Raw genomic sequence first — 22,271 nt, 5'->3', positions numbered from 1 at the left:
CTCAGTCGTCGGAAAACAGCGGCAGTACATGCTCGGCCAGTTCAGCCAGCGCGTCCTGCGATGGCCGGCGCAGCGGCTTGAGGTTCAGCGCCACATGGCTGACACCCTGTTCCTGCTGATGATGGAACAGCTCGATCAGTGCGTGGCGCCCGATACGAATGCCGTTCTGCACAAACCGCAGCGGCTCGTGCGGGTCTTCGGCCAGGTCGAACATCGTCCCGTAGCCGTACGGGCGCACCCACTGCCCCGCCTCATGGCTGGCGCGCCAGGCTCCGATCAGTTGCGGCAGGCGCGCAAAGTCGCTCAGGTGCCAGATCCAGCCGTCGCTGTGGCGGGCGATCCACGCCATCTCCTGACGCGCACGGCCCACGACGATCATCGGCAAGCGCGGCGCGGCCGGCTTTGGCACCAGGTCGATGCCGCCGTCGAGATTGCCGTAGTGCGTCGTGCGTACGCGCGGAAAATCCTGTTCGGTGACGCTCTTGATCAGGCCGAAGGCTTCACGAAAACGCTCGCCACGGTTGTCGAAATCGAGGCCGAACGCCGGGTATTCAACCGGCCGGTCGCCCGTCGACAGGCCCAGCACCAGGCGACCGCCGAGCAACTGGTCGACCGACACGGCCTGCTTGGCCACGATCAGCGGCTCGCGCAGCGTCGCCACGATGCCCGCCGTGCCCAGCGCGATGCGGCTCGTGTGCGCAGCCAGAAAGCCCATGTACACCATCGGATCGAGCACTTGCCCGGTGTCGCCGAAGCCGGGATCGTAGAACGGCACGTCGCGCAGCCACAGTGCCGAAAAACCGGCGTCGTCGACCATGCGCGCCAGCGCCTGATGATTGGCCAGCGTGGGAAACGGCGACACCGGATATCCTTCGAGCGGCATGATGAAGCCGAAAGTCAGCTTGCCCGGCTTGAAGATTCGCCCGTAGCCGGCGTGGTTTGCCAGTTCGGCCGGCAACGGGCCGATGGGAGCAAGCGTCATGGCCGTCACGCTTTGGCCACCGGTATCATGCGCGCCACCAGGCTTGTGGCCAGCGCAGCAAGCACGGCGATACCGGCGGCTACGTAGCCGACATTGCCGGCGCCCCAATTGGCCACGGCGACGCCACCGATCACGGCGCCCAGCGCGATGCCGCCATTGGCCGCCGACACATTGATGGTGCCGGCCAGCGCCTGGGCGCCGGTGGCCGCTTTCATCACGCGGATCTGGCAGATCGGATACAGCGCGGTATTGGCAATGCCCCACACGCCCAGCGCAATGGCAAACCCGATGCCCACGCCCGAGAACAGCATCGACGCGGCCATGCCAAGCGCCAGCACGATGCTGAAGATGGCGGTGGTGGCCAGCGGTTTCTGGTCGACCCAGAGGCCGCCCAGCCAGTTACCGATCAGGCCGACCGCGCCAAAGCCCATCAGCCACCAGCCGACCTGCGCCGGCGCCACACCGGCCGATTTTTCCAGCATCTCGGCCAGGTAGGTGTAGCCGGTGAACATGGCGGTAAACACCAGGATCGACAGCGCCACGTTGGCCATGAAGAACGGACTTTTCAGGATCTTCGCCTGTTCGCGCATGGCGACCGGTTGCGATGCGCGCACGGTCGGCATGCTGAAGAACATCAGCACGGCGATCAGCAGCGACAGCGCGGCGAGCAGCGCAAAGGCGCCGCGCCAGCCGATCGCGTCGGCCGCCAGCGTGCCGAGCGGAATACCGAACAGCATGGCCGCCGAAATGCCCAGATACACGGTGGAGACGGCGCGACCGGCTTTTTCGGGCCCGGCAATCTGGGCCGCGGTGTCGCTTGCGGTGCCCCAGAAAACGGGCAACGCGAGGGCCGGCAGCAGGCGCGCCAGCGCCAGCACCCAGACGTTTTGCGCCACGGCCGCCAGTGCATTGGTTGCCGCGAACAGCACCAGCACGGCGACGAACAGCTTCTTGCGGTCGACGTTGGCCAGCCACGCCGTGAGGAACGGGCCGCACACCATGACGACCACGGCAAACAGTGTGACCAGCTGCCCGGCGGTGGCCACCGTGATGGACAGGTCGCGCGCCAGCGCCGGCAGCAGGCCGACGATGAGGAACTCGGTGGTCACGATGACGAACGCGGCCACGGCGAGAATCGCGATGGACAATGCGCCGCCCTGGGTCTGGGTGGTGTGTGCGGCGGTGCTGACCGTGGCGGTGGATGAATTGGGCATTGCGGTAAAACTCCTGTAAATAGCTGACCGCCATGATATAAAAGATAAAAATTCTCGTGTTGGACAAGAATTCCCGCACCAAGTAGAAAATAATTCCAGGATAAGCCGCATGACACCCGCAGAACGCCTGAAAGGGCTCGAAACGTTCGTTGCGGTGGCCGATGCCGGCAGCTTCACCGCTGCCTCCGACCGCCTCAACCTGACCAATTCGGCCGTTGGCAAGTCCATTGCCCGGCTCGAGGCCCGCCTGGGGCGCCCCTTGTTCGACCGCACCGCGCGCAAGCTCGAGATGACCGACGCCGGCGCCGTGTTCTACAAGGTGTGCGTGCGCGTGATGGACGAACTCGAAGCGGCCGAGCGCCTGCTGGCGCACGACCATATCGCGCCGTCGGGCCGGCTGCGCGTGGACATGCCGGCCACGTTCGGCCGCATGCATGCCGTGCGCTCGCTGCTGGCATTCGCCGAACAGTATCCGCAGGTGCAGCCGCATGTGTCGTTCACCGACCGTTTCGTCGATCCGGTCGAGGATGGGCTGGACGTGGTGGTGCGCATCGGCGGCGCGGACACCTGGCCGGCGGCGCTGTGCCACCGGCACCTGGGCGACGAAGAGCTCGTGTTCTGCGCGGCGCCGGCGTATCTGGCGCGGCATGGCGCCCCGGCCACGTTCGACGCGTTACTGGGTCACGACGCAGTGCTGTACGGCCGCGCGGACGGCAGCACGAGTCCGTGGCTGATCAAGGATGGCGCCCGGCCGCCGGCGCGCCAGCACGTCAACGGACGCATCGTGCTGGGCCAGGCCGAGGCGCAGGTGACGGCCGTGGAAATGGGTTTGGGGATCGCGCAACTGGCCACCTGGCTCGTCGAGCAGCAACTGCGCGACGGCAGCCTGGTGAGAATCCTGCCCGAACTTGCCACGCCGGGCTTGCCGCTGTACCTGGTGTGGCAGCGCAGCCGCCAGCATGCGCCCAAGGTGACGGCGCTGATCGCGCACTTTGCGCAGACGCTGACGATCCGGCCGGCTGCGGCCGCCTAGTCGGGCGGGCGCTACCGGGCGCGCAGCTTGGCGCGCCAGCCTGACGGGGTCACGCCCACGCAGCCCTTGAAGCGCCGGGTCAGGTGACTCTGGTCGGCAAAGCCGCATTCGAGCGCCACTGCCGCGAGCGGCATCCCGCACCGGATCAGCGTGCGGGCGTGGGCGACGCGCACCGAGTTGAGGTACACGTGCGGCGGCGTGTAGTACGCCGCGCCGAACGCCCGCGTCAGGTGCGTACGGGACATCCCGGCCACGGCGGCCAGGTCGGCCACCGTGATATCGCGCTGGAAATGCGTGCGGATATAGTCCCTGACCTGTGCCAGGCGCGCAGCGGCGGCTGCGCCAGTCGGCACGGCGGGCACACGCTCGCCGTGGCGCGCCAGCATCGACCCGAGAAACGCGCGCATCGTCGTTTCCGCCCGCAGCGACTCGGTCGGCGTTGCCAGCAGGCTGCTCGAGATCTGTGCGAATGCCGAGGCCATGTGGCGGTCGGTGACGCATGGTGTGGCGAAATACCGGCCGTCGGCGCGTGCGCCGTCGACCGCGATGCAGCTCGCGACAAATGCGTCCGGCACATACCAGATCGAATAGCGAAAACCATCGGCGGTGCCGGAGCTGCCATCATGGTCTTCGTCCGGATTGAACAGCACCAGGTCACCCACCTGACTGTCGTACTGCCTGCCTTTGCAGCGAAACCGCTGCACCCCGGCGGTGGTGATGCCGATCGCAAAACAATCATGGCTGTGGCGCTCGAACGCATGATCGGCAAAGCTCGCCTTCATCAGCGTGACGCCATTGCCCAGCGCCGCGAAGGTGGCGTCGTTCACTGGCCGGGCGGGTTCAGGGTGCATGCAACAATTGTACAAGACCCCTGCCCGCCTGCCGGCGCACGATGATGTTTTCATTCACGAAAGAACGTATGAGCACCGCAATCGACCTGGCCAGCAAACTGGCTACCTTCACCGAGGCCTGGCAACCGCGCACGGTGAGCCTGTTCAACGGGCATGATGTGATGGTCGCCAAACTGCGCGGCGACTATCACTGGCACGTACATGAGGATTCAGACGACTTTTTCCTGGTGCTCGCAGGCCGGCTTGAAATCGATCTCGACGACGGCGCCATGGTGACACTGGTAACGCTGGATCCCGGCCAGCTCTGCGTCGTGCCAAAAGGCGTGCGGCACCGGCCGCGCGCGCCTCTCGAGGCGCAGATCGTGCTGATCGAACGGACCGGCACGCCCAACAGCGGCGACCCGGCGACGGCCGCGCCGCGCCGCGTGCTCTAGCACGGTTGGCGAACAAGCCGGATTGTGTTTTTGTGTTAAAAATAAGGCAATGGAAACGACACCAAATTCGCTGTCGAACAACTTCACTGCATAGGACTTCACATGAAAACCACCAGCCTTCTCGCTTCCGCCCTGATTGGCGCCGTCGCCAGCGCCCGCTCGATGACACCGATGGCCACGCTCGCCGCTGCGCGCCTGGCCGGCCGTCACACGTCCGGCAATCTGGTCCTGCTCGATCGCCCGCTGTTCAAGTACGGCGCGCTGGCCATGGGCGCCGGTGAACTGTACGGCGACAAAATGAAATCGGCGCCGGACCGCACGGTGTTTCTGGGCCTGGCGGCGCGCATCGCCAGCGCCGGCATTGCGGGTGCGGCGCTGGCGCCGGAAGGTCGTGAAAAGGCTGGCGCAGCCGTGGCAGTCGCGACCGCCGTGCCGCTGGCGTATGCCACGCTGGCCGCCCGCAAGCAGGCGATGGCCAAAATTGGCCAGACCCGCAGCGGCCTGATCGAAGATGCGCTGATCGTCGCGGCCGGCATTGCGGTGGTGGCGCTGGCCACGCGCGCGGCGCGCGATTACAACGACTGATCTGAATCAGCCACCGGCCCGCTTTGCGCGATGCCCGAGCTTGACCAGCGCCTGTACAAGCGCGTCGCAGTGATCGCCCTGCACTTCGATGACACCGTCCTTGACGGTGCCACCGGCGCCACAGGCGGTGCGTAATTGCTTGCCGAGCACAGCGAGGGCCATCGGGTCGAGCGCCACGCCCTTGACAAGCGTGACGCTCTTGCCGCCCCGCCCCTTGCTTTGCAACGATACCCGCACATTGCCGTCGCCCACTGGCGCGGCATGGCCGCCGGCCTTGCACGCGCACTGCGCGACAGGCTGCCGGCAGCTTGGACACATGCATCCGGTGTCGGTTGAATAGACGAGACCGCCGTTCGAACTACGCATGCTCAGTCCAGACGCTTGAGCCGCTGTCCCATGATGCCCCAGCGGCAATCGACGCCATCGACGCGGCCGACCAAGGCCCAGCCGGTACCGATCTTTTCAACGGTGACGCGGCTTTCGATTTCTTTGGCGAGCTTTTCGGCCCAGCCCATGGCGGCGCCCTGCCCCTTGAACAGTTCCTTGCCGTCGTAGATCACGGTTGCATCGAAGACGGACATGGCGAATATGGTCATTGCTTCCTCTGGACTTCTGAACGAAAGGCGCATCCTACCACTACGCACCTTTCTGCCAGAAGTTCAGGTCCGGCGACGCGCCGCGACGAGACCGGCCAGGCCAAGCCCCATCAGCAGCATGCTGGCCGGTTCCGGCACTTCGGCTGCATCGACGATGAACGCGGTGCCGCCGTTGGTGCTCGTCACCACCATATCGTAACTACCGGCACTGGTATTCGAGAAGCCTGTTTCGACCAGGAAGTAATCGACCCCGGCGGTCAGGGCGATCGAGAAACCTGCCAAGCCGATATTACCGAAGTCGTCATTGAGTGTGAGAATATTCGCCAGCGGCGATGCGCTGGAAAATCCGTTCGCGTACAGGACGAGATAGTTATCCCAGGCGACCGGCAACACGCTCGTACTGAGGAAGGTGTAGACATCGCTCTGGTCGACCTGGATGTGCGTGACGTCGAACGCGACGTTGGTGCCGACGGCGCTCAGCGAGCTTGTCGAAAGCGGACGGTTCCAGGTCGGGCCACCGGCGGTGGTATCGGTGAACGTGAGCGTACCGGCCTGCGCCAGGGCCGCGCCGGCGAGCCCGATGGCGAGAACGGCGGCGTTGGCGATTTGGCGAACGAAGGAAGTACGGCTGAAGAAGGTCATGGCGGATCCTGTAGAGGCTTGCGGTGTGTGAAGCTGAAACTTGATTAACCACAAGTCGCTAAGCAATTACCGTACCGCAGCGCTAACCCCTTGAATCCAGTCGTATTTACAACCCTGCTTCGGCAGGGTTGTAAGGTATGCCGACAGCGTGTCGTCAGTTGTGAATGTATTTGGTGAAGACGTCGCTGAAATCACGCTTGGTGTAAGTCTCGAGCATGGCGGTATTCAACGCCGTCAGCAATTCATCGAACTGGCTGACCAGGCCGCCGGCACCCGGGGCGATATTGAGCTTGTGGACCGAGGCCGTCGCATCGAGCGTGCGCAGCGCATTATTGCGGCATACCGCATCGCGCTGCTGGCGCTTGCCGATCGTGATCAAGGCTTTGTAAATATCCTTGAGCTGCTCGATGAAGGCTTTCTTGACGTCGATGGAAAACTTGGTGTCGTCCAGATTGAACTTGAGCTCGATGTCCATATCGAGCGTGCCCGCCGTTTCAATGGTGACGCCGGTTATCTGATGCGACGCATAATCGTAGCGCTTGATCGAGCGCTTCGACGACATGGCCGAGTCGCCATCCACATGGATCAGGCCAAGATTGGTGAAGCAGTACTCGTCTTTCTTGCTTTTGATGAGAAAGAAGATTTGCTCGCCGTCTTCAGTGAACAGGTAATCGTCCGCATCGACATTGCCGTAGTCGGCCGGGCCGACAATGACGCCGATATCGCTGATGCCGAGTGCTTCTGCCGCCATTCGCTTGAACATGATCGCTTTCGTGTGGTGGAAAAACGGTACCTTACCACCGTTTATTCGGGCACTCCGAGAATCACGCTCGAGGCCTTGAACAAGGCCGTCGCGGCCGCGCCTTCGGCCAGGGCGAGGGTATCGACACTCTCGTTGGTAATGGTCGCGGCCACCGTACCGCCGCCTGCCACTTCGATCACGACTTCCGAATTGACGGCGCCGCGCGTCAGGCGCGTGACGTTGCCGGCCAGCTGATTGCGCGCCGACAGCCGCGCGCCCTCGCCCGCCGTCATGACGATCACCGACGACGACTTGATCAGGGCGAAGACCTGCCGGCCCGGCGCCAGCGCCAGATTCTCGGCACTCTCGCGGGTAATGATCGCGACGATTTTCTGCCCGCCCGCGATCTCGAGTTCGACTTCGTCGTTGACCGCCCCCTGCGTGACCCGGGTCACCGTACCGAAGAATTGATTGCGTGCGCTTGTTCTCATTTTAAACCTTGTAAATAGTGCGAAATCGTCTGCCACGCTCCCCGCCTGGCGATTGAGCCGGTCGAGAAAATCATGGTGGACCTGTTCGATCATGTTGAAGTTGCTGACCAACTGGGCGCCCCGCGCCGTCAGGCGCGTGCCGCCGCCGCCCTTGCCGCCCGTCGAGCGCTGCACGAGCGGTTCGCCGGCCAGGTTATTCATCGTGTCGATCGCATCCCAGGCCGCCTTGTAGCTCAGGCCGACCTGTTTCGCCGCCGCCGTGATCGAGCCGGATTGTGCGATCGCCGTCAACAATTCTACCCGATTGGTGCCGCCCAGATTCTCGCCGCCGACCGTCATCCAGACCTTGCCTTCGAGCGCGATTTCCTTGTCATCGTTCATCTATTTTCCAATTCGTTATATACTTCATACTATAGCGCCCACCCTCACTTTTTGGAGAATCCATGAAACGCCTTGCCAGCCTGATCGCCGTGTTGACCTGCATTGGAACGGCGCATGCCGACGAGGTACAAGTGGCCGTGGCCGCCAATTTCGCCGGCCCGATGGAAAAGCTGGCTGAGCAGTTCCAGAAGGATACCGGCCACAAGGCCGTCGTCGCCAGCGGCGCGACCGGCAAATTCTACGCGCAGATCCGTAACGGCGCGCCGTTCGAGGTGCTGCTGTCGGCCGACGACGAAACGCCGGCCAAGCTGGAGACGGAAGGCCACGTCGTTCCCAAAAGCCGTTTTACCTATGCGGTGGGGCGCCTCGTGCTGTGGTCGGCCAAGGCCGATTACGTCGACGCGGCCGGCGCGGTGCTGGGGACGGGCAACTTCAAGCACCTGTCCATCGCCAATCCAAAAACTGCCCCGTACGGCGCGGCGGCGGTCGCCGTCATCGACAAGCTGGGTTTGACCGCGACCCTGCAGCCCCGCATCGTCCAGGGTGAGAACATCGCCCAGGCCTGGCAGTTCGCCAGCACCGGCAACGCCGAACTGGGCTTCGTGGCGCAGTCCCAGGTCTGGCGCGACGGTAAGTTCACGTCCGGCTCGGGCTGGATCGTCCCGGCCAATATGCACGCGCCGATCCGCCAGGACGCCGCGCTGCTGACCAAGGGCGCCAAGAACCCTGCCGCCCAGGCGCTGCTGGACTATCTGCGCACGGACAAGGCCAAGGCGATGATCCGCACCTTCGGCTACGAAGTCTGAGCGGATGCTGGAAGCGTCCGACTTCGCCGCGATCTGGCTGACGCTCAAGCTCGCGACTCTCGTCACGCTGCTGCTGCTGCTGTTCGGTACACCGCTCGCATGGTGGCTGGCGCGCACCCGCTCGCGCGCCAAGCGCGTCGTCGGCGCGCTCGTCGCCCTGCCGCTGGTGCTGCCGCCGACCGTGATCGGCTTTTACCTGCTGCTGGCGATGGGGCCCAACGGCCCGCTCGGCCAGCTCACGGGTGCGCTCGGCCTGGGCACGCTTGCCTTCACCTTCACGGGCCTCGTGATTGCCTCGGTGTTCTACTCGTTGCCGTTTGTCGTCCAGCCCTTGCAGAACGCCTTCGAGGCGATCGGTGAGCGCCCGCTGGAAGTGGCTGCCACGCTGCGCGCCGGGCCATGGGACACCTTCTGGTCAGTGGTCGTGCCGCTGGCGCGGCCGGGTTTCGTGACCGGCGCGATCCTTGGCTTCGCCCACACGATCGGCGAATTCGGCGTCGTGCTCATGATCGGCGGGAACATCCCCGACAAGACGCGCGTCGTCTCGACCCAGATCTACGATCACGTCGAAGCGATGGAATATGCCCAGGCCCACTGGCTGGCCGGCGGCATGCTGGTGTTCAGCTTCGTGGTGCTGTTCACCCTCTATACCTTGTATCCACAAACGATGCGGGGCACCCAGCGATGAACGCGTCGACGACCGCCATCACCGCCCGCTGCCGCATCGACCGCGGCGCGTTCCAGCTCGATGTCGACCTGCTGCTGCCCGGCCAGGGTGTCACTGCCCTGTTCGGCCATTCGGGCTCCGGCAAGACGACCGTATTGCGCGTGCTGGCCGGCCTGGAACGTGTGGCCGGCGCCCACGTCGCGCTGGGCGCTGAGGTGTGGCAGGACGATGCGAAGAAGCTGTTCGTGCCGACCCACGAGCGCGGCATCGGCTACGTGTTCCAGGAAGCGAGCCTGTTCCCGCACCTGAGTGTGCGCGCCAATCTCGCGTTCGGGCAGAAGCGACTGACACCGGGCGAACGCCGCTTCGAGCTGATGGCGGTGGCTGAATTGCTGGGCATCGAACGCCTGCTCGATGCACGCCCCGATACGCTGTCGGGCGGCGAGCGCCAGCGCGCGGCCATCGCGCGCACGCTGCTCGCGTCGCCGCGCCTGCTGTTGATGGATGAGCCGCTCGCTGCGCTCGACATGCGGCGCAAGCTTGAAATCCTGCCGTATCTCGAACGCCTGCACGCCGAGCTGGCGCTGCCGGTGGTGTACGTCAGCCATGCGGCCGACGAAGTGGCGCGCCTTGCCGATTACCTGGTGGTGCTGGAAGAAGGCCGGGTGCTGGCGAGTGGGCCGCTGGCCGCGACGCTCGCGCGCCTGGACCTGGCGGCGAACTTCGAGGACGACGCGGGCGTGATGATCGAAACACGGCTGGAAGCGCACGACGCCGATGGCTTGTCGCAGCTGGCGTTCGCCGGCGGCGTGCTGCTGGTGGGACAGCGAGATGCCGCGATCGGCACCCGCGTGCGCTGCCGCATCCACGCGCGCGACGTGAGCCTGGCGCTGGAGCGGCCGCGCGGCAGCAGCATCACGAACATCCTGCCGGCGCGGGTCGATGCGGTAGGGCCGAGCGGGACGCCGGGCCAGGTGCTGGTGCGGCTGCTGGTTGGCGAGACGCCGCTGCTGGCGCGGATCACCGAGCGTTCACGGCGCGAGCTCGAGATCGCACCCGGATATGCGGTGTGGGCGCAGGTGAAGGCTGTGGCGCTGCTGGCGTAAGCGTCGTTCCCGCGCAGGCGCACTGCTGTCCGGGATGATACCGTTGACCTGAAAACCGTCGTTCCAGCGAAGGCTGGAACCCAAGTTCAGCATCTTAGCCACAAATTTGATCGCGGCCCGCAGCGGAATGAGGTTCCAGCCTTCGCTGGAACGACGTGCTCGGACTAACGCAAGTAACGGTGTCGCAGCACTGCGCGCATCGCCGGGCGTTTTGAGGCTTATCCCCGCAACGCCGCTTCCAGGTCCGACAACTCGGCCGGCTTGACCAGGTGCGCGTCAAAGCCCGCCTCGTGTGCGCGGCGGCGGTCTTCCGGCGAGCCGTAGCCGGTATGCGCCACCAGCCGGATATGCGCCAGTTGCGGGTTGCTCTTGATGCGGCGCGCCACCTGGTAGCCATCCACGCCCGGCAGGCCGATATCGAGCACGATCACCTGCGGATCGTGGCGCGCCGCCAGTGCTTCGATCTCGTTCGCGTCGGCCGTGGTGTGCGCCTCGTAGCCCATCTCGGCCAGCAAGAACCCCATCATCTCCATCGCATCGACGTTGTCGTCCACCAGCAGCACGCGCATGCCGGCGCTTTGCGCTTCGGGTGCGGGCGATGACGCTGCGACGTTGCCGGCGCCGGCGCTGACATGCAGCAGCGGCAGGTCGACCGTGAACGTGCTGCCCAGGCCGATGCCGGGGCTGGTCGCCGACAGGTGGCCGCCGTGCAGTTCGAGCAGGTGCGACACCAGCGACAGGCCAATGCCCAGGCCTTCCGGCGCGCGGTCCGGCGGCACTTCGACCTGGGTGAACATGCCGAAGATGCGCGGCAGGTTGTCCTGGGCGATGCCGATGCCGTTGTCGCGCACTGAAATGCACGCGCGCGCAGGTCCGCCCTCCACCGCGGTGATGCGCACGGCCAGGTGGATCTCGCCACCGGTCGGCGTGAACTTGGCCGCATTGTGCAGCAGGTTGCCGACCGACTGCGCCAGGCGCACCGGGTCGCCCGAGACCCAGATCTGCTCGTCCGGCTGCTCGACGCTCAGGCGGTGGCCGCGCGCCGTGATCAGGGGCGCGGCCGTTTCGATGGCCTGGGCGATCACGCCCTTGATTTCGACTTCTTCGTTGCGCAGCACGATCTTGCCCTCCGAGATGCGCGCCACATCGAGCAAATCATCCACCAGGTGCGCCAGATGATCGACCTGGCGCGTGATCACGTCGCGCGCATGCGCCTGGCGCTCGGCCGCGCCATCGCCGATCGCGCCAAGCAGCGCGGCCGCGTTGCGGATCGGGCTCAGGGGATTGCGCAGTTCGTGCGCCAGCGTGGCCAGGAACTGGTTCTTGTTGCTGTCGGCGGCGCGCAGCAGCGCCTCCATCTCGCGCCGGCCCGTGATGTCGCTGGTGACGCGCGCCACGCGCACCACCTGGCCGCGCGCGTCGCGTACCGGGAACACGCGGTCGCGCACCCAGCGCACCTGGCCGTCGGCGCCGGCGATGCGAAACTCGTCGTCGTAATGCGCCTCGAACGCCACGCGTTCCCAGCGTGCGGCCATGCGCGCGCGGTCGTCCTGGTGCACGGCGGCCAGCCAGTCGTCGGGCCGCTGGCCCAGCGCCTCGGCGCTGCGGCCCCACACGGTGGCGTAGGCCGGGCTGACATACACCACCTCGCGCGCCGGCACCGAGAACATCCAGAACACATCGTCGATATTGTCGGTCAGCTGGCGGAAGCGTTCTTCGCTGTCGCGCAGGTCGACCTGGATCTGGCGCATGCGCAGCAACGCGTTGACGTTGGCGATCAGTTCATCGGCCTCGATCGGCGCGGCCAGGTAGTTGTCGGCGCCGCCTTCCAGGCCGCGGATCTTGTCGGCGCGGCCGGTCAATGCGGCCGATGTTTGCAGCACCAGCACGGTGCTGCTGTCGGATTCTGCCTTGATGCGGCGGCACACTTCGATGCCGTTGATGTCGGGCAGCTTCACGTCGAGAAGCACGAGCGCCGGCAACGTCTTGCGCACGATCTCGAGGGCGTCGGTGCCGTTGGCCGCCTCCAGCACCTCGAAGCCGGCGCTTTGCAGGATGCGGGTCTTGGCGTAGCGCGCGCCGTCGTTGTCGTCAACGTTGAGAATCTGGGTCGGATGGGAGTTCATGATTCCGGGGAGTCAAATGCTGGTGGCGATGGCGCCAGGCTGCGCGGCAGGGTCAGGGTGAAGGTCGAGCCGACGCCGACGGTGCTGGCCACGTCGACCCGGCCGCCGAGCAGTTCGGCCAGCTTGCGGCACAGGGGCAGGCCAAGACCGGTGCCCTTGCTGCGCCGCTGCAGCGGGTGCTCGATCTGGCTGAATTCTTCAAAAATGAGTTGCAGGTTGTCCGGGCTGATGCCGATGCCGGTATCGGCCACGGCAAACGCGATGGTGTCGGCCTCGGGGTCGTGCGCGGCAAATACCAGCACCGAACCCTGTTCGGTGAATTTCAGCGCATTCGAAATGAAGTTGCGCAAAATCTGCGAGATCTTGCCTTCGTCCGAAAACAGCGGCTCGTTCACGCCGGACGGCTCGAACACCAGTTCCACCCGGGCCTCGTCCACCAGCGGGCGCAGCATGCCCTTGAGCGCGCGGAACAGGTTCTCGACCACCACCGGCTCAACGTCTACCTGTACCCGGCCAGCTTCGATCTTGGCCAGGTCGAGCAGGTCGTTCACCAGTTCGGACAGGTCGCTGGCGGCGGTGGCGATGAAGCTCACCTGGCGCTCCTGCTCTTCGGTCAGGTCGCCATCCATGCGATTGAGCAGCAACTGGGCCAGCGCCCGGATCGACGACAGCGGCGTGCGCAGCTCGTGGCTCGTGTTGGACAGGAAGCGCGACTTCATTTCGTCGGCACGGCGCAGGCGCTCGGCCTTGTCCTCGATCTCGGCGTACAGCGCCACGATGCCGCGGTTGGTGTCTTCGAGTTCGCGCGTGAGCGAGATCAGGTCTTCCTGGCGCTCGCGCAGCTCGGCCAGCGTCGCGACCAGCTCCTGGTTCTGCATCTGCAGTTCGTGTACCGGACTGGCGTCCGGGCTGTCGGCCAGGCGCGCGCCAATCTCGGCCAGGCGCGTCGGCGTGACGCGCTCGTGCCCCGGCAACGCCTTGCGCACCGTGACGATCGCTGCGCCGGCTTCGCCAGGATCGACTTCGCACGCATCCATCAGGCGATGGGCCGTGATGATCGCCAGTTCGCGCAGCGAGTCCGGGCCCATCTCGCCGACCGCCGGGTCGCCCACGCGACCGTTGCGGGGCCGCCCTGCGCTCACCAGCACCTCGAGATGCTGGCGCCCATCGCGCTCGCACAGCTGGAATATGGCGCGCCCGCCCGGCCCCCCGTAACTGGCGCCGCGCGCCACTTCCGAGACCGCCGTGCCGACCCGCACCTGATCCTGCTGCGACAACCCCAGCAAGGCCGAGATCTGGCGCGCGCGCTGGCGCACGAGCACCACATCCTGCTCGCTGTCCAGGCCAACGCTGAGGATGCGCTGCAATGTCATGGCAGGCCCGCCACCCGGCGCACCACCACGACCATCGCGTCGTCGCGACCGCGAATGAAGTCGCGCATCAGTACCGCTGCGATCAGCGCCGGCGCGCGGCCGTGCAGGCCCGGATACTTGCTCAGGTCCCACTGGGTCTGGATGCCGTCCGAGCACAGGATGCACAGCGCGCCGGTCGGGAACGGCACCGCGAACTCCTGCACCTTGCGCATGTTCGCGCCGACGATGCCGTTGTGCGAGACCAGCGCGCGCCGGGTGTCGTCGATCACCACGGCGGCGATATTGCCGACCCCGGCAAAGGTCAGTTCGTCGCCCGCGAAATCGATGCGCGCCGCCGCCAGCGCCGCGCCGCGCGTGCTGCGCAGCGCCTCGTGCGCCGCCTGCACCATCTCGCCCGCGCCGACCGGCCCGCGCTGCGCCAGCGCATCGATCGCCGCATTCGTGGCGGCAGCCGCATTCGGGCCGTGGCCCAGGCCATCGGACGCCAGGATGGTAGCGCCGTCGTCGCCGCACGAGACGGCCCAGCCGTCGCCGCATTCGTCTTCGCCGGCAATCGGGGTCCACAGGGCGCCGACTTCGACGCCGCGCGGATGCGGTGCGGGCGCGTCGCGCCACAGGCGCATGAAGAACGCGGCGCCCTCGCCCCGTTTCGTGTACACGTCGAATTCGTCGGACAGGCGCAGCAGCGCACCGAGGCCGGTGCCGGCGGTGCCGGCCGACGAGACGCCATCGAGCAGGCAGTTGTCGATGTCGGCGATGCCGGGGCCCTTGTCGAGCGCCAGCACGTCGACGCCGATGCCGGCCGGCGACTGCGCCGGACCGACGTGCATGGCGCCTTCGCCGGCGTGCTTGAGGATATTCGTGGCCGCTTCGGTGATGATCAGGGCCAGCTGGCCGGCCTTGATTTCATTGAAGCCCAGCGAGTCGGCCACTTTCTGGCCAGCCCTGCGCACCGCCGCGACATCGCTGGCATGGGTGATGTTGAAGACGAAGTGCGACGACTGGGAACTGATCAGCGCTTCCATTTGATAATCAGCACCGCAGTGCCCTCCTTCGGACGGCTGTCGATGTCGAATTCGTCGACCAGCCGCTTGGAGCCGCCCAGGCCGAGGCCCAGGCCGCCGCCGGTGGTGAAACCGTCACGCAGTGCGTTCTCGATATTCGGGATGCCCTGGCCAGCGTCGACGAACAACAGGCCAACGCCAAGGCGCGCGCCGTCGTCGAAGGCATCGAGATGCACCTCGCCGCCGCCGCCATATTTGATGGTATTGCGTGCCAGTTCGCTGGCCGCCGTCACCAGCTTGGTCTGGTCGACCAGCGACAGGCCGATCGCCACCGCGCGCTCGCGCACCTGCTTGCGCACGCCCACCACATCTTCGTCCGAGCGCAGGCGCAAGGTCACGCGCCCGGTGCGCTGCCCGAGGCGATGCTCCAGCAGCGGCGTATCGAACAGCACCGCCTGGGTTTGCGCGTCGACCATTATCGGTAGCTCTTTCCGAGCAGGGCCATGCCCTTCTCGACATTGAGCGCCGTTTGTACGCCGTGCAGGGTCAGGCCCAGCTCGACAAGGGTGATCGCCACCGCCGGCTGCATGCCCACCACCACGGTACGCGCATCGAGCACGCGCGCCATGGCGGCGGTGTTGCTGATCATGCGACCGATGAAGGAATCGACCAGGTCGAGCGCCGAAATGTCGATCAGGACGCCCTTGGCGCTGTCGCTCACGATGCGCTGGGTCAGGTCATCCTGCAGCTGCATCGCCAGGCGATCGTGCATGTCGACCTGGATCGTCACCAGCAACAGGTCGCCCATGCGCAGGATCGGGATACGTTCCATAGTCGTCGCCTCAGGCTTTTTTGAGCGTGATTGCCGCGCCCGTGCGCTCGAGCGCGACCAGGAAAGCGTCGGCCAGCGTGGCCTTGGTGATCACGTCTTCCAGGTTCACGCCAAGGTGCACGATGGTTTGCGCGATCTGCGGACGAATGCCGCTGATGATGCAGTCGGCGCCCATCAGGCGTGCGGCGGCGATGGTCTTCATCAGGTGCTGGGCCACCAGCGTGTCGACGGTCGGCACGCCGGTGATGTCGATGATGGCGATGATCGCGCCGGTGTCGACGATCTTTTGCAGGATATTTTCCATCACCACCTGGGTGCGGGCCGAATCGAGGGTGCCGATCAGCGGCAGCGCCAGGATGCCGTCCCACAGCTTGACCACCGGCGTGGACAGCTCGAGCAGCTCTTGCTGCTGGCGCACGATGATCTGGTCTTTCGTCTTCTGGAACACTTCGATCGTGAACAGGCCGAGCTTGTCGATCAGCGTGTTGACGGTCCAGGATGCGGTGGCCAGGCCATCGGCATCGCCGGCGAACGCATCGCGCAGGCGCGCGAACAGCGGCTGCTTGAGCGAGAACACGAGCGTGGCGGTCTCTGCGGGGGTCGAACCGGCCTTGGCGCGGGTGGCCGAGATTTCGCTGAGCAGGTCGCGCACTTCGTCCCACGAACGGTGCTCGATGTTGTCGAGTTCACCGCTGCGGGTCGCGACAGCGAACGCTTTCAGCAACTGCTGGCAGTGGGCGCGCAACTGCTCGCGCGCCGCGCCGCTGCTGCGGACCGTGATCGATTCCAGTTGGGCGAGCCATTCCGCGCCTATCCCCGATTCTTCTGCAAGAATTGCCTGGCTGATCCGGTCCGCATAATCGTTCATGCTCATCTGTCGTATCCTCAAATATTAAGTGGCGCCGCACAGTGTCCCGCTAAGTTCGGACTGGTTTTGGCAAGGTGCTGGTAAATATCCAACTATACCATTTTCAATCCTGACAATTGGCATTGTTCTGTTGGCTAGAGGATATTTTGCGAGCCCCTGGCAACTGTGCGCGCCGCGCCCGATCGAGCGGCACCGGCAGTCGTCAACGCGTCGATACCATCGATGACAAAGGACCATGCGCGGCGCGCGGCTGCGCATGCCATGGTGGCGCGGGATGTGGACGTGTCAGGTGCGAATTTTGGTGCGGGTCGGCGTTTTGCTGGCGCAGTCAGGCCGGGCACGTCCTACACGTAGCGCCGCGTTTCGCCGCGCATGTGCGGCGCACCCTTGGGCAGGGGAAGATTGGGTTGCGATGACAGGACTGCGCTGGCCGCCAGGCGCCGGCGAGCGTCGCCGTCGGCGCGGTGAACGGGCTGACCATTGGCCGGGACGGCAGCGTTGCAGTTCTCGGATGACGCACGCTCGTGGACGCGATGGGCCGCATGCACGCCGTTGTCATCGTGGCTGCCACCGGCAGCGCCGGCCGCCCATGCGCTCTGGAGGGGCATTGCAAACAGCAGCAGGATGACGAAATGACGGCGCATCGGTTCGCTCGCGGTTGAACGACGCGTCACCGGATCGGTCGCGCCAGAAGCTATTAAATACCGCGTGGTCAGTGGCGCGGTCAAGCACTATCGTCGGCGCCGCGTCGCGCGTGTGGTTTTTGGCGGGACGGCGGCCCGAATACTTCCTGCAGCACGGCGATGAAGGCGCGCAGCGCGGCCGGCACGTGCCGGTGGCCGGGATAGTACAGCGCCAGCTCGGTCGATGGCTCGCACCAGTCCTGCAGCAGCGGCACCAGGCGCCCGGCCGCCAGGTGGTCGCGCGCGCTGGTGTCGGGCACATAGGCGATGCCCTGCCCGGCCAGAGCCGCCTCGACCATCAGTCCGACCTGGTTCAGCACCAGCGTGCCCGGCACGTCGAGCGCGAACGCCTGGCCGTGGCGCGCGAATTCCCAGCGGTAGATTTTCCCGCTTTGCATGCGCATGCGGATGCAGCGGTGGCCAAGCAGGTCGTCCGGAACTTTCGGGGCGCCGTGTGCTTGCAGGTAAGCGGGCGACGCCATTGGCATGAAGCACACCGGGGCGCCGAAGCGCGCCATATGCATGTCTTGCGGGACTGCCTCGGCCAGGCGCACGCCGGCATCGAACCCGCCGGCGACGATGTCGACCAGGCCGTTGTCGACGAACAGGTCGAGCGCGACAGCCGGGTATCGCGCCTCGAACACCGGCACCGCATGCTGCAGCAGCCAGCGCGCGGTCGGCTCGGCGGTGTTGATGCGCAGCAGGCCACCGGGCTGCTGCCCGACACCGTTGACGTCCTCGAAGGTGGCGTTCAGCTCGCGCAACACCGGCTCGATGCGGCGCAGGAAGTGTTCGCCCGCTTCGGTCGGCGCGACGCTGCGCGTGGTGCGATGAAGCAGGCGCACGCCGAGCTTTTCTTCCATCACCCGCATCATGTGACTGAGCGTCGACGGCGCTACGCCCAGTTCGTCAGCGGCCTTGCGAAAGCTGCGGCGGTTGGCGATGGCGACAAAGGCGCGCAGGTCGTCGAGGTCAGGCTGGGGCATTGCTGGCGATCCTTCACTAATGCATGCAAGATTACGGGGATGATAGCAGCAAAGAATGTCGCTAATCTAGGGCCTTGACCTACCCCACAGGAGAACATCATGCAACGCACCTGGTTCATCACCGGCACCTCAAGCGGCTTTGGCCGCATCATGACCGAACAACTGCTGGCGCGCGGCGACCGTGTCGCAGCCACCTTGCGCACGCCGTCGGCGCTGGCCGAACTGCAGGCACGCTACCCGGAGCAGCTTTGGGTGGCGCAATTGGACGTCACTGACGAGGTTGCCATCGACGCGGTGCTGGCGCGCGCCTTCACCGAACTGGGACGGATCGACGTCGTCGTCAGCAATGCCGCCTATGGCTTGTTCGGCGCGGCCGAAGAACTTACCGGCGAACAGGTGCGGCGCCAGCTCGACACCAACCTGCTTGGGTCAATTCAGCTGATTCGCAGCGCCCTGCCCTGGCTGCGCAAGCAAGGTGGCGGCCGCGTGATCCAGGTGTCGTCCGAAGGCGGGCAGATCGCGTATCCGAACTTCAGCGTATATCACGCGACCAAGTGGGGTATCGAAGGGTTCGTGGAAGCGGTCGCGCAGGAGGTGGCGCCGTTCGGCATCGAATTCACGCTGGCCGAGCCGGGACCGACGCCGACCAATTTCGCGGCCGGCCTGGATGCGGCGCCGGCCATGGCCGAATACGACGCGACGCCATCGGGCGCCGTGCGGCGCGCGCTGGCCGATGGCAGTTTCAAGCTCAGTGGCGACCCTGAACGGATGGTGCGGTTCATGATCGATTCGGCCGACCAGTCGCCGGCGCCGCGCCGCATCGCGCTGGGCTCGACCGCCTACGACTCCATCCGCGCGGCGCTGATCGACCGGTTGGCCAAACTCGAGGCGCAGAAAGACGTGGCCTGCGCGGCCGACCTGGACGCCTGACCACGCGGCAGCGCCGTCATGTCGAACTGGTAGTCGGCAGCGGCGTGCACCTCCCAGGCGCCGTCCCCTGTCAGCCACAGCACATGAGTATGGTGGCGCAGCACGCCGGCGCGGTGCGCCACGCTGACCAGCGTCGTGCCTTGGTCGCGCAGGCGCTTGTACAGCGCCGATTCATTCGCGCTGTCGAGCGCGCTCGTTGCTTCATCGAGGATCACGATGCTCGGCGCATGTACCAGCACGCGGCCGAATGCCAGGCGCTGCTGTTCACCGATCGACAGCAGCTTTTCCCAGTCGAGCACGGCGTCGAGCCCGCCGACGCGCCCGGCCAGGTACGGCAGGTGGACTTGTTCGAGGATCTCGATCAGTTGTGCATCGCTGAGCGACGTGCTCGTGCTTGGATAGATCAGCTGGCTGCGCAGCGTGCCGGGCTGCAGATATGGCTGCTGCGGCAGAAAGAAGAAATCCTCGCGCGGCGGATGGTGAATCACCCCGCTGCCCTTGTGCCACAAGCCCGCGATCGCGCGCAGCAGCGAGCTCTTGCCGCAGCCGCTGTCGCCGGTGATCAAGAGCGCGTCGCCTGGTTTGAGGGTCAGATTCAGATCCTTGATCAGCACGCGGTCAGACTGCGGCGGGCACAAGGTCACCGACTCGAGCTCGAGGTGCTCGCCAGGCGTGCGCGTGATGCGCGACTGCCCGTCGCACGGATTCTTGGCGAGCGGGTCGGGCAGCACGTGGCTGGACAGTGTTTGCAGGCGCCCGATGCCCGCCACGAAGCGGCTCAGGCTTTCGAAGTTGTCGACGATGACGCCCACCGCCGCGAGCACCGCCGTGAACGCGCCGGCCGCCTGGACCGCGCGTCCCACCTCGAGCTGCCCCGACAGCACGGCATCGGCCAGGATCACGAACGGCAACACCAGCGTGAGCTGGCTGAAGGTGCGCTGGAACAGATTGAGCGCGCGCTGCTTCTTGATCAGGCGTGAAAAGTTATGGATCACCTTGTTGAACCGGGTGTCGATATGCGCGCGCTCCTGCGCCTCGCCGCCGTAGAAGGCGATCGACTCGGCATTCTCGCGCAGGCGGATCAGGCTGAACCGAAAATCGGCTTCGCGCCGCAACTGCCAGAAATTCAGGTGGATCAGCGGATTGCCGAACACATACAGCGCGATCACCGTGCCCAGCAAGGCATAGGCGACCAGCACGCCGACCAGCACATGCGAGATCGACCACAGCACGGCGCTGAACGCCACCAGTTGCATCACCGACCCCAGGAAAATCAGCATGAAGTGGATGGAGCGGCCGGTGAACGTGTTCACATCCTCGCTGATGCGCTGGTCGGGATTGTCGATCTCGCGATTCGATCCCAGCTCGTAGTATTTGCGGCCGTTCAGGTAGCCATCGAGGAAAGAGCGCGTCAGCCAGCGCCGCCACTGGTTCGCGAACAGGTCGCGCATATAGTAATAGAACGCATAGATCGGCACGGCGAACGCCAGCACGATCAGGCAGGCCTGCACCGACGTCCAGAAGCGGTCGCGCTCCCTGCCCGCCAGCGCGGATGTCATTTCGCCGGCCTGATTGTTCAACATCACGGCAAGCTTGGTCTCGACCAGCATCAGCACGATCAATAGCCCAAGCATCAGCCAGGCCCGCTTGCGTTCGTCGCCCAGCCAGTACGGCTTGGCGACGCTGACGAACTGCTTCCACGCCGCCACCGACAAGGGCGGGCCTTTACGCTTTTTCTTCGTTCCTGGAATGGCGCCGGGCATTCCCTTATCAAGCGTCTGTGTATGGTCCGTCATGATTCTGCGATGCCTGTTCCCGGCGCGCCTGACCACAAGACGCGTCCGGTTGTACGTTGATTCGTGCTGGTAGCGGCAAGGTGGGGCGCCGCTGTCTGCAGACTTGCAAACTGTATTTACTCAGTTCACGCATCCAGCATACGAGTGCGCCAAAAACTATTCGGTGCGGAAACATACATAGCAGGGTGATCAATACTGATCTGTGCTGGTCTGTCAGCTTCGTCGAAAGGTGATGTTGAGTACCGGCTGATTCTGTTCTGGTGGGCATGCCCGGTACGTTTCACCGGTATCGGCGCTGCGCTGAACCAACCGATCACCAGCCATGAAAGGCATGCCAATATCACGCAACCGATCATCACCACCATCGAAGAACGCTGCACCACCGTCCTGTTCCACCCTGCCCGATCGATCGACGACGTGGAGATTGCTGAACTGGTGCGCCTGGCGCAGTTCGTCGACGCGGGGGTGATGCCGCCGCCGATGGCTGGGTCGGCGGCGCCGCCAGCCTTTACGATGGGCAACCGTGGCGCCAACGCGACGAGGCCGTGCGCAGCGCAACGCTTGGCGCGGCTACCCTGATCTTCGCGGCCCACAAAACCACAGTTCATCGTGATTTCGGCGACTTGTCCATGTATCGACGAGGTCGTACACTGAACCATTCTGATGTCTGCTATCGGCCAAAAGCGGTCGTAGATAATCCGATGACGACGACAAAACTAAAGGGCATTGAGGAATGTATGCGCAACAATGTGAGTACGGCTGCCACAGTCGCTGGTTTCCTGTTCATCGCCTATTGGGTCATCTTTGGCTGGATGGTGTATGTGTCGCCTCTCACGTATCGGGAAATGGATTTCGATCACGATGGTCAAGTAAGTTTCGGTGAAGCAGGCTATGCATCTTCATTCGGAACGCGGATGTACGTGAATCATGGGCGTCACTGCACTGAATACCTTGCTTACAAAGACGGGTTGCCGCTAAAAACAAGTTGTCGTGACTAACGAAATCGTTGTGTGCCTTGCCTAGGGTGACCAACAGATCGCATGGGCACACTGCGTACGGCTGCTATGGGTCGGAACCGGCCTGACAGGGGAAGTTGAAGCGGAGGTTGACGACGCGCTATATGCGTGTTGCGTCATTCCACTA

At 65.1% G+C, this 22,271-nt stretch carries 26 protein-coding genes; 8 read left to right on the top strand and 18 right to left on the bottom strand.

Going from position 1 to position 22,271, the window contains the following annotated elements:
• Position 1 precedes the first annotated feature (1 nt).
• Positions 2-982, bottom strand: coding sequence for an LLM class oxidoreductase (locus AB2N08_RS20380; RefSeq protein ID WP_367612733.1), 981 nt, complete (start codon positions 980-982; stop codon positions 2-4).
• Between the two features lie 5 nt (positions 983-987).
• Positions 988-2,196: an MFS transporter gene (locus AB2N08_RS20375; protein ID WP_367612732.1), complete on the bottom strand. Its 1,209-nt coding sequence runs from the start codon at positions 2,194-2,196 to the stop codon at positions 988-990.
• A 109-nt stretch (positions 2,197-2,305) separates the two neighbouring features.
• Between AB2N08_RS20375 and AB2N08_RS20370 the strand changes: the two genes are divergently transcribed.
• A complete protein-coding gene (locus AB2N08_RS20370; RefSeq protein ID WP_367612731.1) occupies positions 2,306-3,229 on the top strand; it encodes a LysR family transcriptional regulator in 924 nt (307 codons plus the stop codon).
• Between the two features lie 11 nt (positions 3,230-3,240).
• Here the strand turns inward: AB2N08_RS20370 and AB2N08_RS20365 are convergent, their stop codons facing one another.
• Positions 3,241-4,080, bottom strand: a complete 840-nt coding sequence (locus AB2N08_RS20365; protein WP_367612730.1) for an AraC family transcriptional regulator — start codon at positions 4,078-4,080, stop codon at positions 3,241-3,243.
• Between the two features lie 68 nt (positions 4,081-4,148).
• Here AB2N08_RS20365 and AB2N08_RS20360 point away from each other — a divergent pair, with 68 nt between their 5' ends.
• On the top strand, positions 4,149-4,514 hold the full coding sequence (locus AB2N08_RS20360; protein ID WP_367612729.1) for a cupin domain-containing protein: 366 nt from the start codon (positions 4,149-4,151) through the stop codon (positions 4,512-4,514).
• Positions 4,515-4,616: 102 nt separating this feature from the next.
• A complete protein-coding gene (locus AB2N08_RS20355) occupies positions 4,617-5,099 on the top strand; it encodes a hypothetical protein (protein WP_367612728.1) in 483 nt (160 codons plus the stop codon).
• A 6-nt stretch (positions 5,100-5,105) separates the two neighbouring features.
• On the opposite strand, the gene AB2N08_RS20350 is transcribed toward AB2N08_RS20355, so the two are convergent.
• The 5 genes from AB2N08_RS20350 to AB2N08_RS20330 form a co-directional block, all read right to left on the bottom strand.
• Complete coding sequence (locus tag AB2N08_RS20350) at positions 5,106-5,465, bottom strand: translation initiation factor Sui1 (protein ID WP_367612727.1); 360 nt, start codon at positions 5,463-5,465, stop codon at positions 5,106-5,108.
• A gap of 2 nt (positions 5,466-5,467) precedes the next feature.
• A complete protein-coding gene (locus AB2N08_RS20345) occupies positions 5,468-5,695 on the bottom strand; it encodes a hypothetical protein (RefSeq protein WP_367612726.1) in 228 nt (75 codons plus the stop codon).
• Between the two features lie 63 nt (positions 5,696-5,758).
• Complete coding sequence (locus AB2N08_RS20340) at positions 5,759-6,337, bottom strand: PEP-CTERM sorting domain-containing protein (protein WP_367612725.1); 579 nt, start codon at positions 6,335-6,337, stop codon at positions 5,759-5,761.
• Between the two features lie 154 nt (positions 6,338-6,491).
• A complete protein-coding gene (locus AB2N08_RS20335; protein ID WP_367612724.1) occupies positions 6,492-7,100 on the bottom strand; it encodes a PH domain-containing protein in 609 nt (202 codons plus the stop codon).
• Positions 7,101-7,141: 41 nt separating this feature from the next.
• Complete coding sequence (locus AB2N08_RS20330; protein ID WP_367612723.1) at positions 7,142-7,951, bottom strand: TOBE domain-containing protein; 810 nt, start codon at positions 7,949-7,951, stop codon at positions 7,142-7,144.
• A gap of 62 nt (positions 7,952-8,013) precedes the next feature.
• Here AB2N08_RS20330 and modA point away from each other — a divergent pair, with 62 nt between their 5' ends.
• The 3 genes from modA to modC are packed head-to-tail and all read left to right on the top strand — an operon-like array spanning position 8,014 to position 10,530.
• Entirely contained in the window at positions 8,014-8,757 is a 744-nt protein-coding gene (gene modA / locus AB2N08_RS20325; RefSeq protein WP_367612722.1) for a molybdate ABC transporter substrate-binding protein, read from the top strand.
• A 4-nt stretch (positions 8,758-8,761) separates the two neighbouring features.
• The gene (gene modB / locus AB2N08_RS20320) at positions 8,762-9,445 is read left to right on the top strand and encodes a molybdate ABC transporter permease subunit (RefSeq protein ID WP_367612721.1); all 684 of its coding nucleotides are present in this window, start codon (positions 8,762-8,764) and stop codon (positions 9,443-9,445) included.
• A complete protein-coding gene (gene modC, locus AB2N08_RS20315) occupies positions 9,442-10,530 on the top strand; it encodes a molybdenum ABC transporter ATP-binding protein (RefSeq protein ID WP_367612720.1) in 1,089 nt (362 codons plus the stop codon). The genes modB and modC overlap by 4 nt, the downstream gene beginning before the upstream one ends.
• A 218-nt stretch (positions 10,531-10,748) precedes the next feature.
• On the opposite strand, the gene AB2N08_RS20310 is transcribed toward modC, so the two are convergent.
• From AB2N08_RS20310 to AB2N08_RS20275, 8 genes are all read right to left on the bottom strand, one after another.
• Positions 10,749-12,656, bottom strand: a complete 1,908-nt coding sequence (locus AB2N08_RS20310; RefSeq protein WP_367612719.1) for an ATP-binding response regulator — start codon at positions 12,654-12,656, stop codon at positions 10,749-10,751.
• Positions 12,653-14,029 carry an ATP-binding protein gene (locus AB2N08_RS20305; RefSeq protein WP_367612718.1) on the bottom strand — a complete coding sequence of 459 codons (1,377 nt, stop codon included), beginning with the start codon at positions 14,027-14,029 and terminating at the stop codon, positions 12,653-12,655. The genes AB2N08_RS20310 and AB2N08_RS20305 overlap by 4 nt, the downstream gene beginning before the upstream one ends.
• The gene (locus AB2N08_RS20300) at positions 14,026-15,054 is read right to left on the bottom strand and encodes a SpoIIE family protein phosphatase (RefSeq protein ID WP_367612717.1); all 1,029 of its coding nucleotides are present in this window, start codon (positions 15,052-15,054) and stop codon (positions 14,026-14,028) included. Before AB2N08_RS20300 ends, AB2N08_RS20305 begins: the two co-directional genes overlap by 4 nt.
• Positions 15,042-15,509, bottom strand: a complete 468-nt coding sequence (locus AB2N08_RS20295; protein ID WP_367612716.1) for an anti-sigma regulatory factor — start codon at positions 15,507-15,509, stop codon at positions 15,042-15,044. The genes AB2N08_RS20300 and AB2N08_RS20295 overlap by 13 nt, the downstream gene beginning before the upstream one ends.
• Positions 15,509-15,865 carry an STAS domain-containing protein gene (locus AB2N08_RS20290; RefSeq protein ID WP_183555342.1) on the bottom strand — a complete coding sequence of 119 codons (357 nt, stop codon included), beginning with the start codon at positions 15,863-15,865 and terminating at the stop codon, positions 15,509-15,511. Before AB2N08_RS20290 ends, AB2N08_RS20295 begins: the two co-directional genes overlap by 1 nt.
• A 10-nt stretch (positions 15,866-15,875) precedes the next feature.
• A complete protein-coding gene (locus AB2N08_RS20285) occupies positions 15,876-16,739 on the bottom strand; it encodes an STAS domain-containing protein (RefSeq protein WP_367612715.1) in 864 nt (287 codons plus the stop codon).
• Positions 16,740-17,077: 338 nt separating this feature from the next.
• Positions 17,078-17,377 carry a hypothetical protein gene (locus tag AB2N08_RS20280; protein WP_367612714.1) on the bottom strand — a complete coding sequence of 100 codons (300 nt, stop codon included), beginning with the start codon at positions 17,375-17,377 and terminating at the stop codon, positions 17,078-17,080.
• Positions 17,378-17,457: 80 nt separating this feature from the next.
• The gene (locus tag AB2N08_RS20275) at positions 17,458-18,402 is read right to left on the bottom strand and encodes a LysR family transcriptional regulator (protein WP_367612713.1); all 945 of its coding nucleotides are present in this window, start codon (positions 18,400-18,402) and stop codon (positions 17,458-17,460) included.
• A gap of 99 nt (positions 18,403-18,501) precedes the next feature.
• Here AB2N08_RS20275 and AB2N08_RS20270 point away from each other — a divergent pair, with 99 nt between their 5' ends.
• Positions 18,502-19,332, top strand: coding sequence for an SDR family oxidoreductase (locus AB2N08_RS20270; protein ID WP_367612712.1), 831 nt, complete (start codon positions 18,502-18,504; stop codon positions 19,330-19,332).
• On the opposite strand, the gene AB2N08_RS20265 is transcribed toward AB2N08_RS20270, so the two are convergent.
• Positions 19,242-21,128 (bottom strand): ABC transporter ATP-binding protein/permease, encoded by a 1,887-nt coding sequence (locus AB2N08_RS20265; protein WP_367612711.1) that lies wholly within the window; start codon positions 21,126-21,128, stop codon positions 19,242-19,244. The genes AB2N08_RS20270 and AB2N08_RS20265 overlap by 91 nt on opposite strands.
• Positions 21,129-21,253: 125 nt before the next feature.
• Complete coding sequence (locus tag AB2N08_RS20260; RefSeq protein ID WP_367612710.1) at positions 21,254-21,736, bottom strand: hypothetical protein; 483 nt, start codon at positions 21,734-21,736, stop codon at positions 21,254-21,256.
• Positions 21,737-21,829: 93 nt separating this feature from the next.
• Between AB2N08_RS20260 and AB2N08_RS20255 the strand changes: the two genes are divergently transcribed.
• Complete coding sequence (locus tag AB2N08_RS20255) at positions 21,830-22,126, top strand: hypothetical protein (protein ID WP_367612709.1); 297 nt, start codon at positions 21,830-21,832, stop codon at positions 22,124-22,126.
• Positions 22,127-22,271 lie beyond the last annotated feature (145 nt).

The organism is Massilia aurea, assembly GCF_040790145.1.
In the GTDB taxonomy this organism is placed as follows: Bacteria; Pseudomonadota; Gammaproteobacteria; order Burkholderiales; family Burkholderiaceae_D; genus Telluria; species Telluria aurea_C.
Note: the sequence above shows the minus strand (reverse complement) of the source record. Positions and strands in the feature narration are given on the sequence as shown.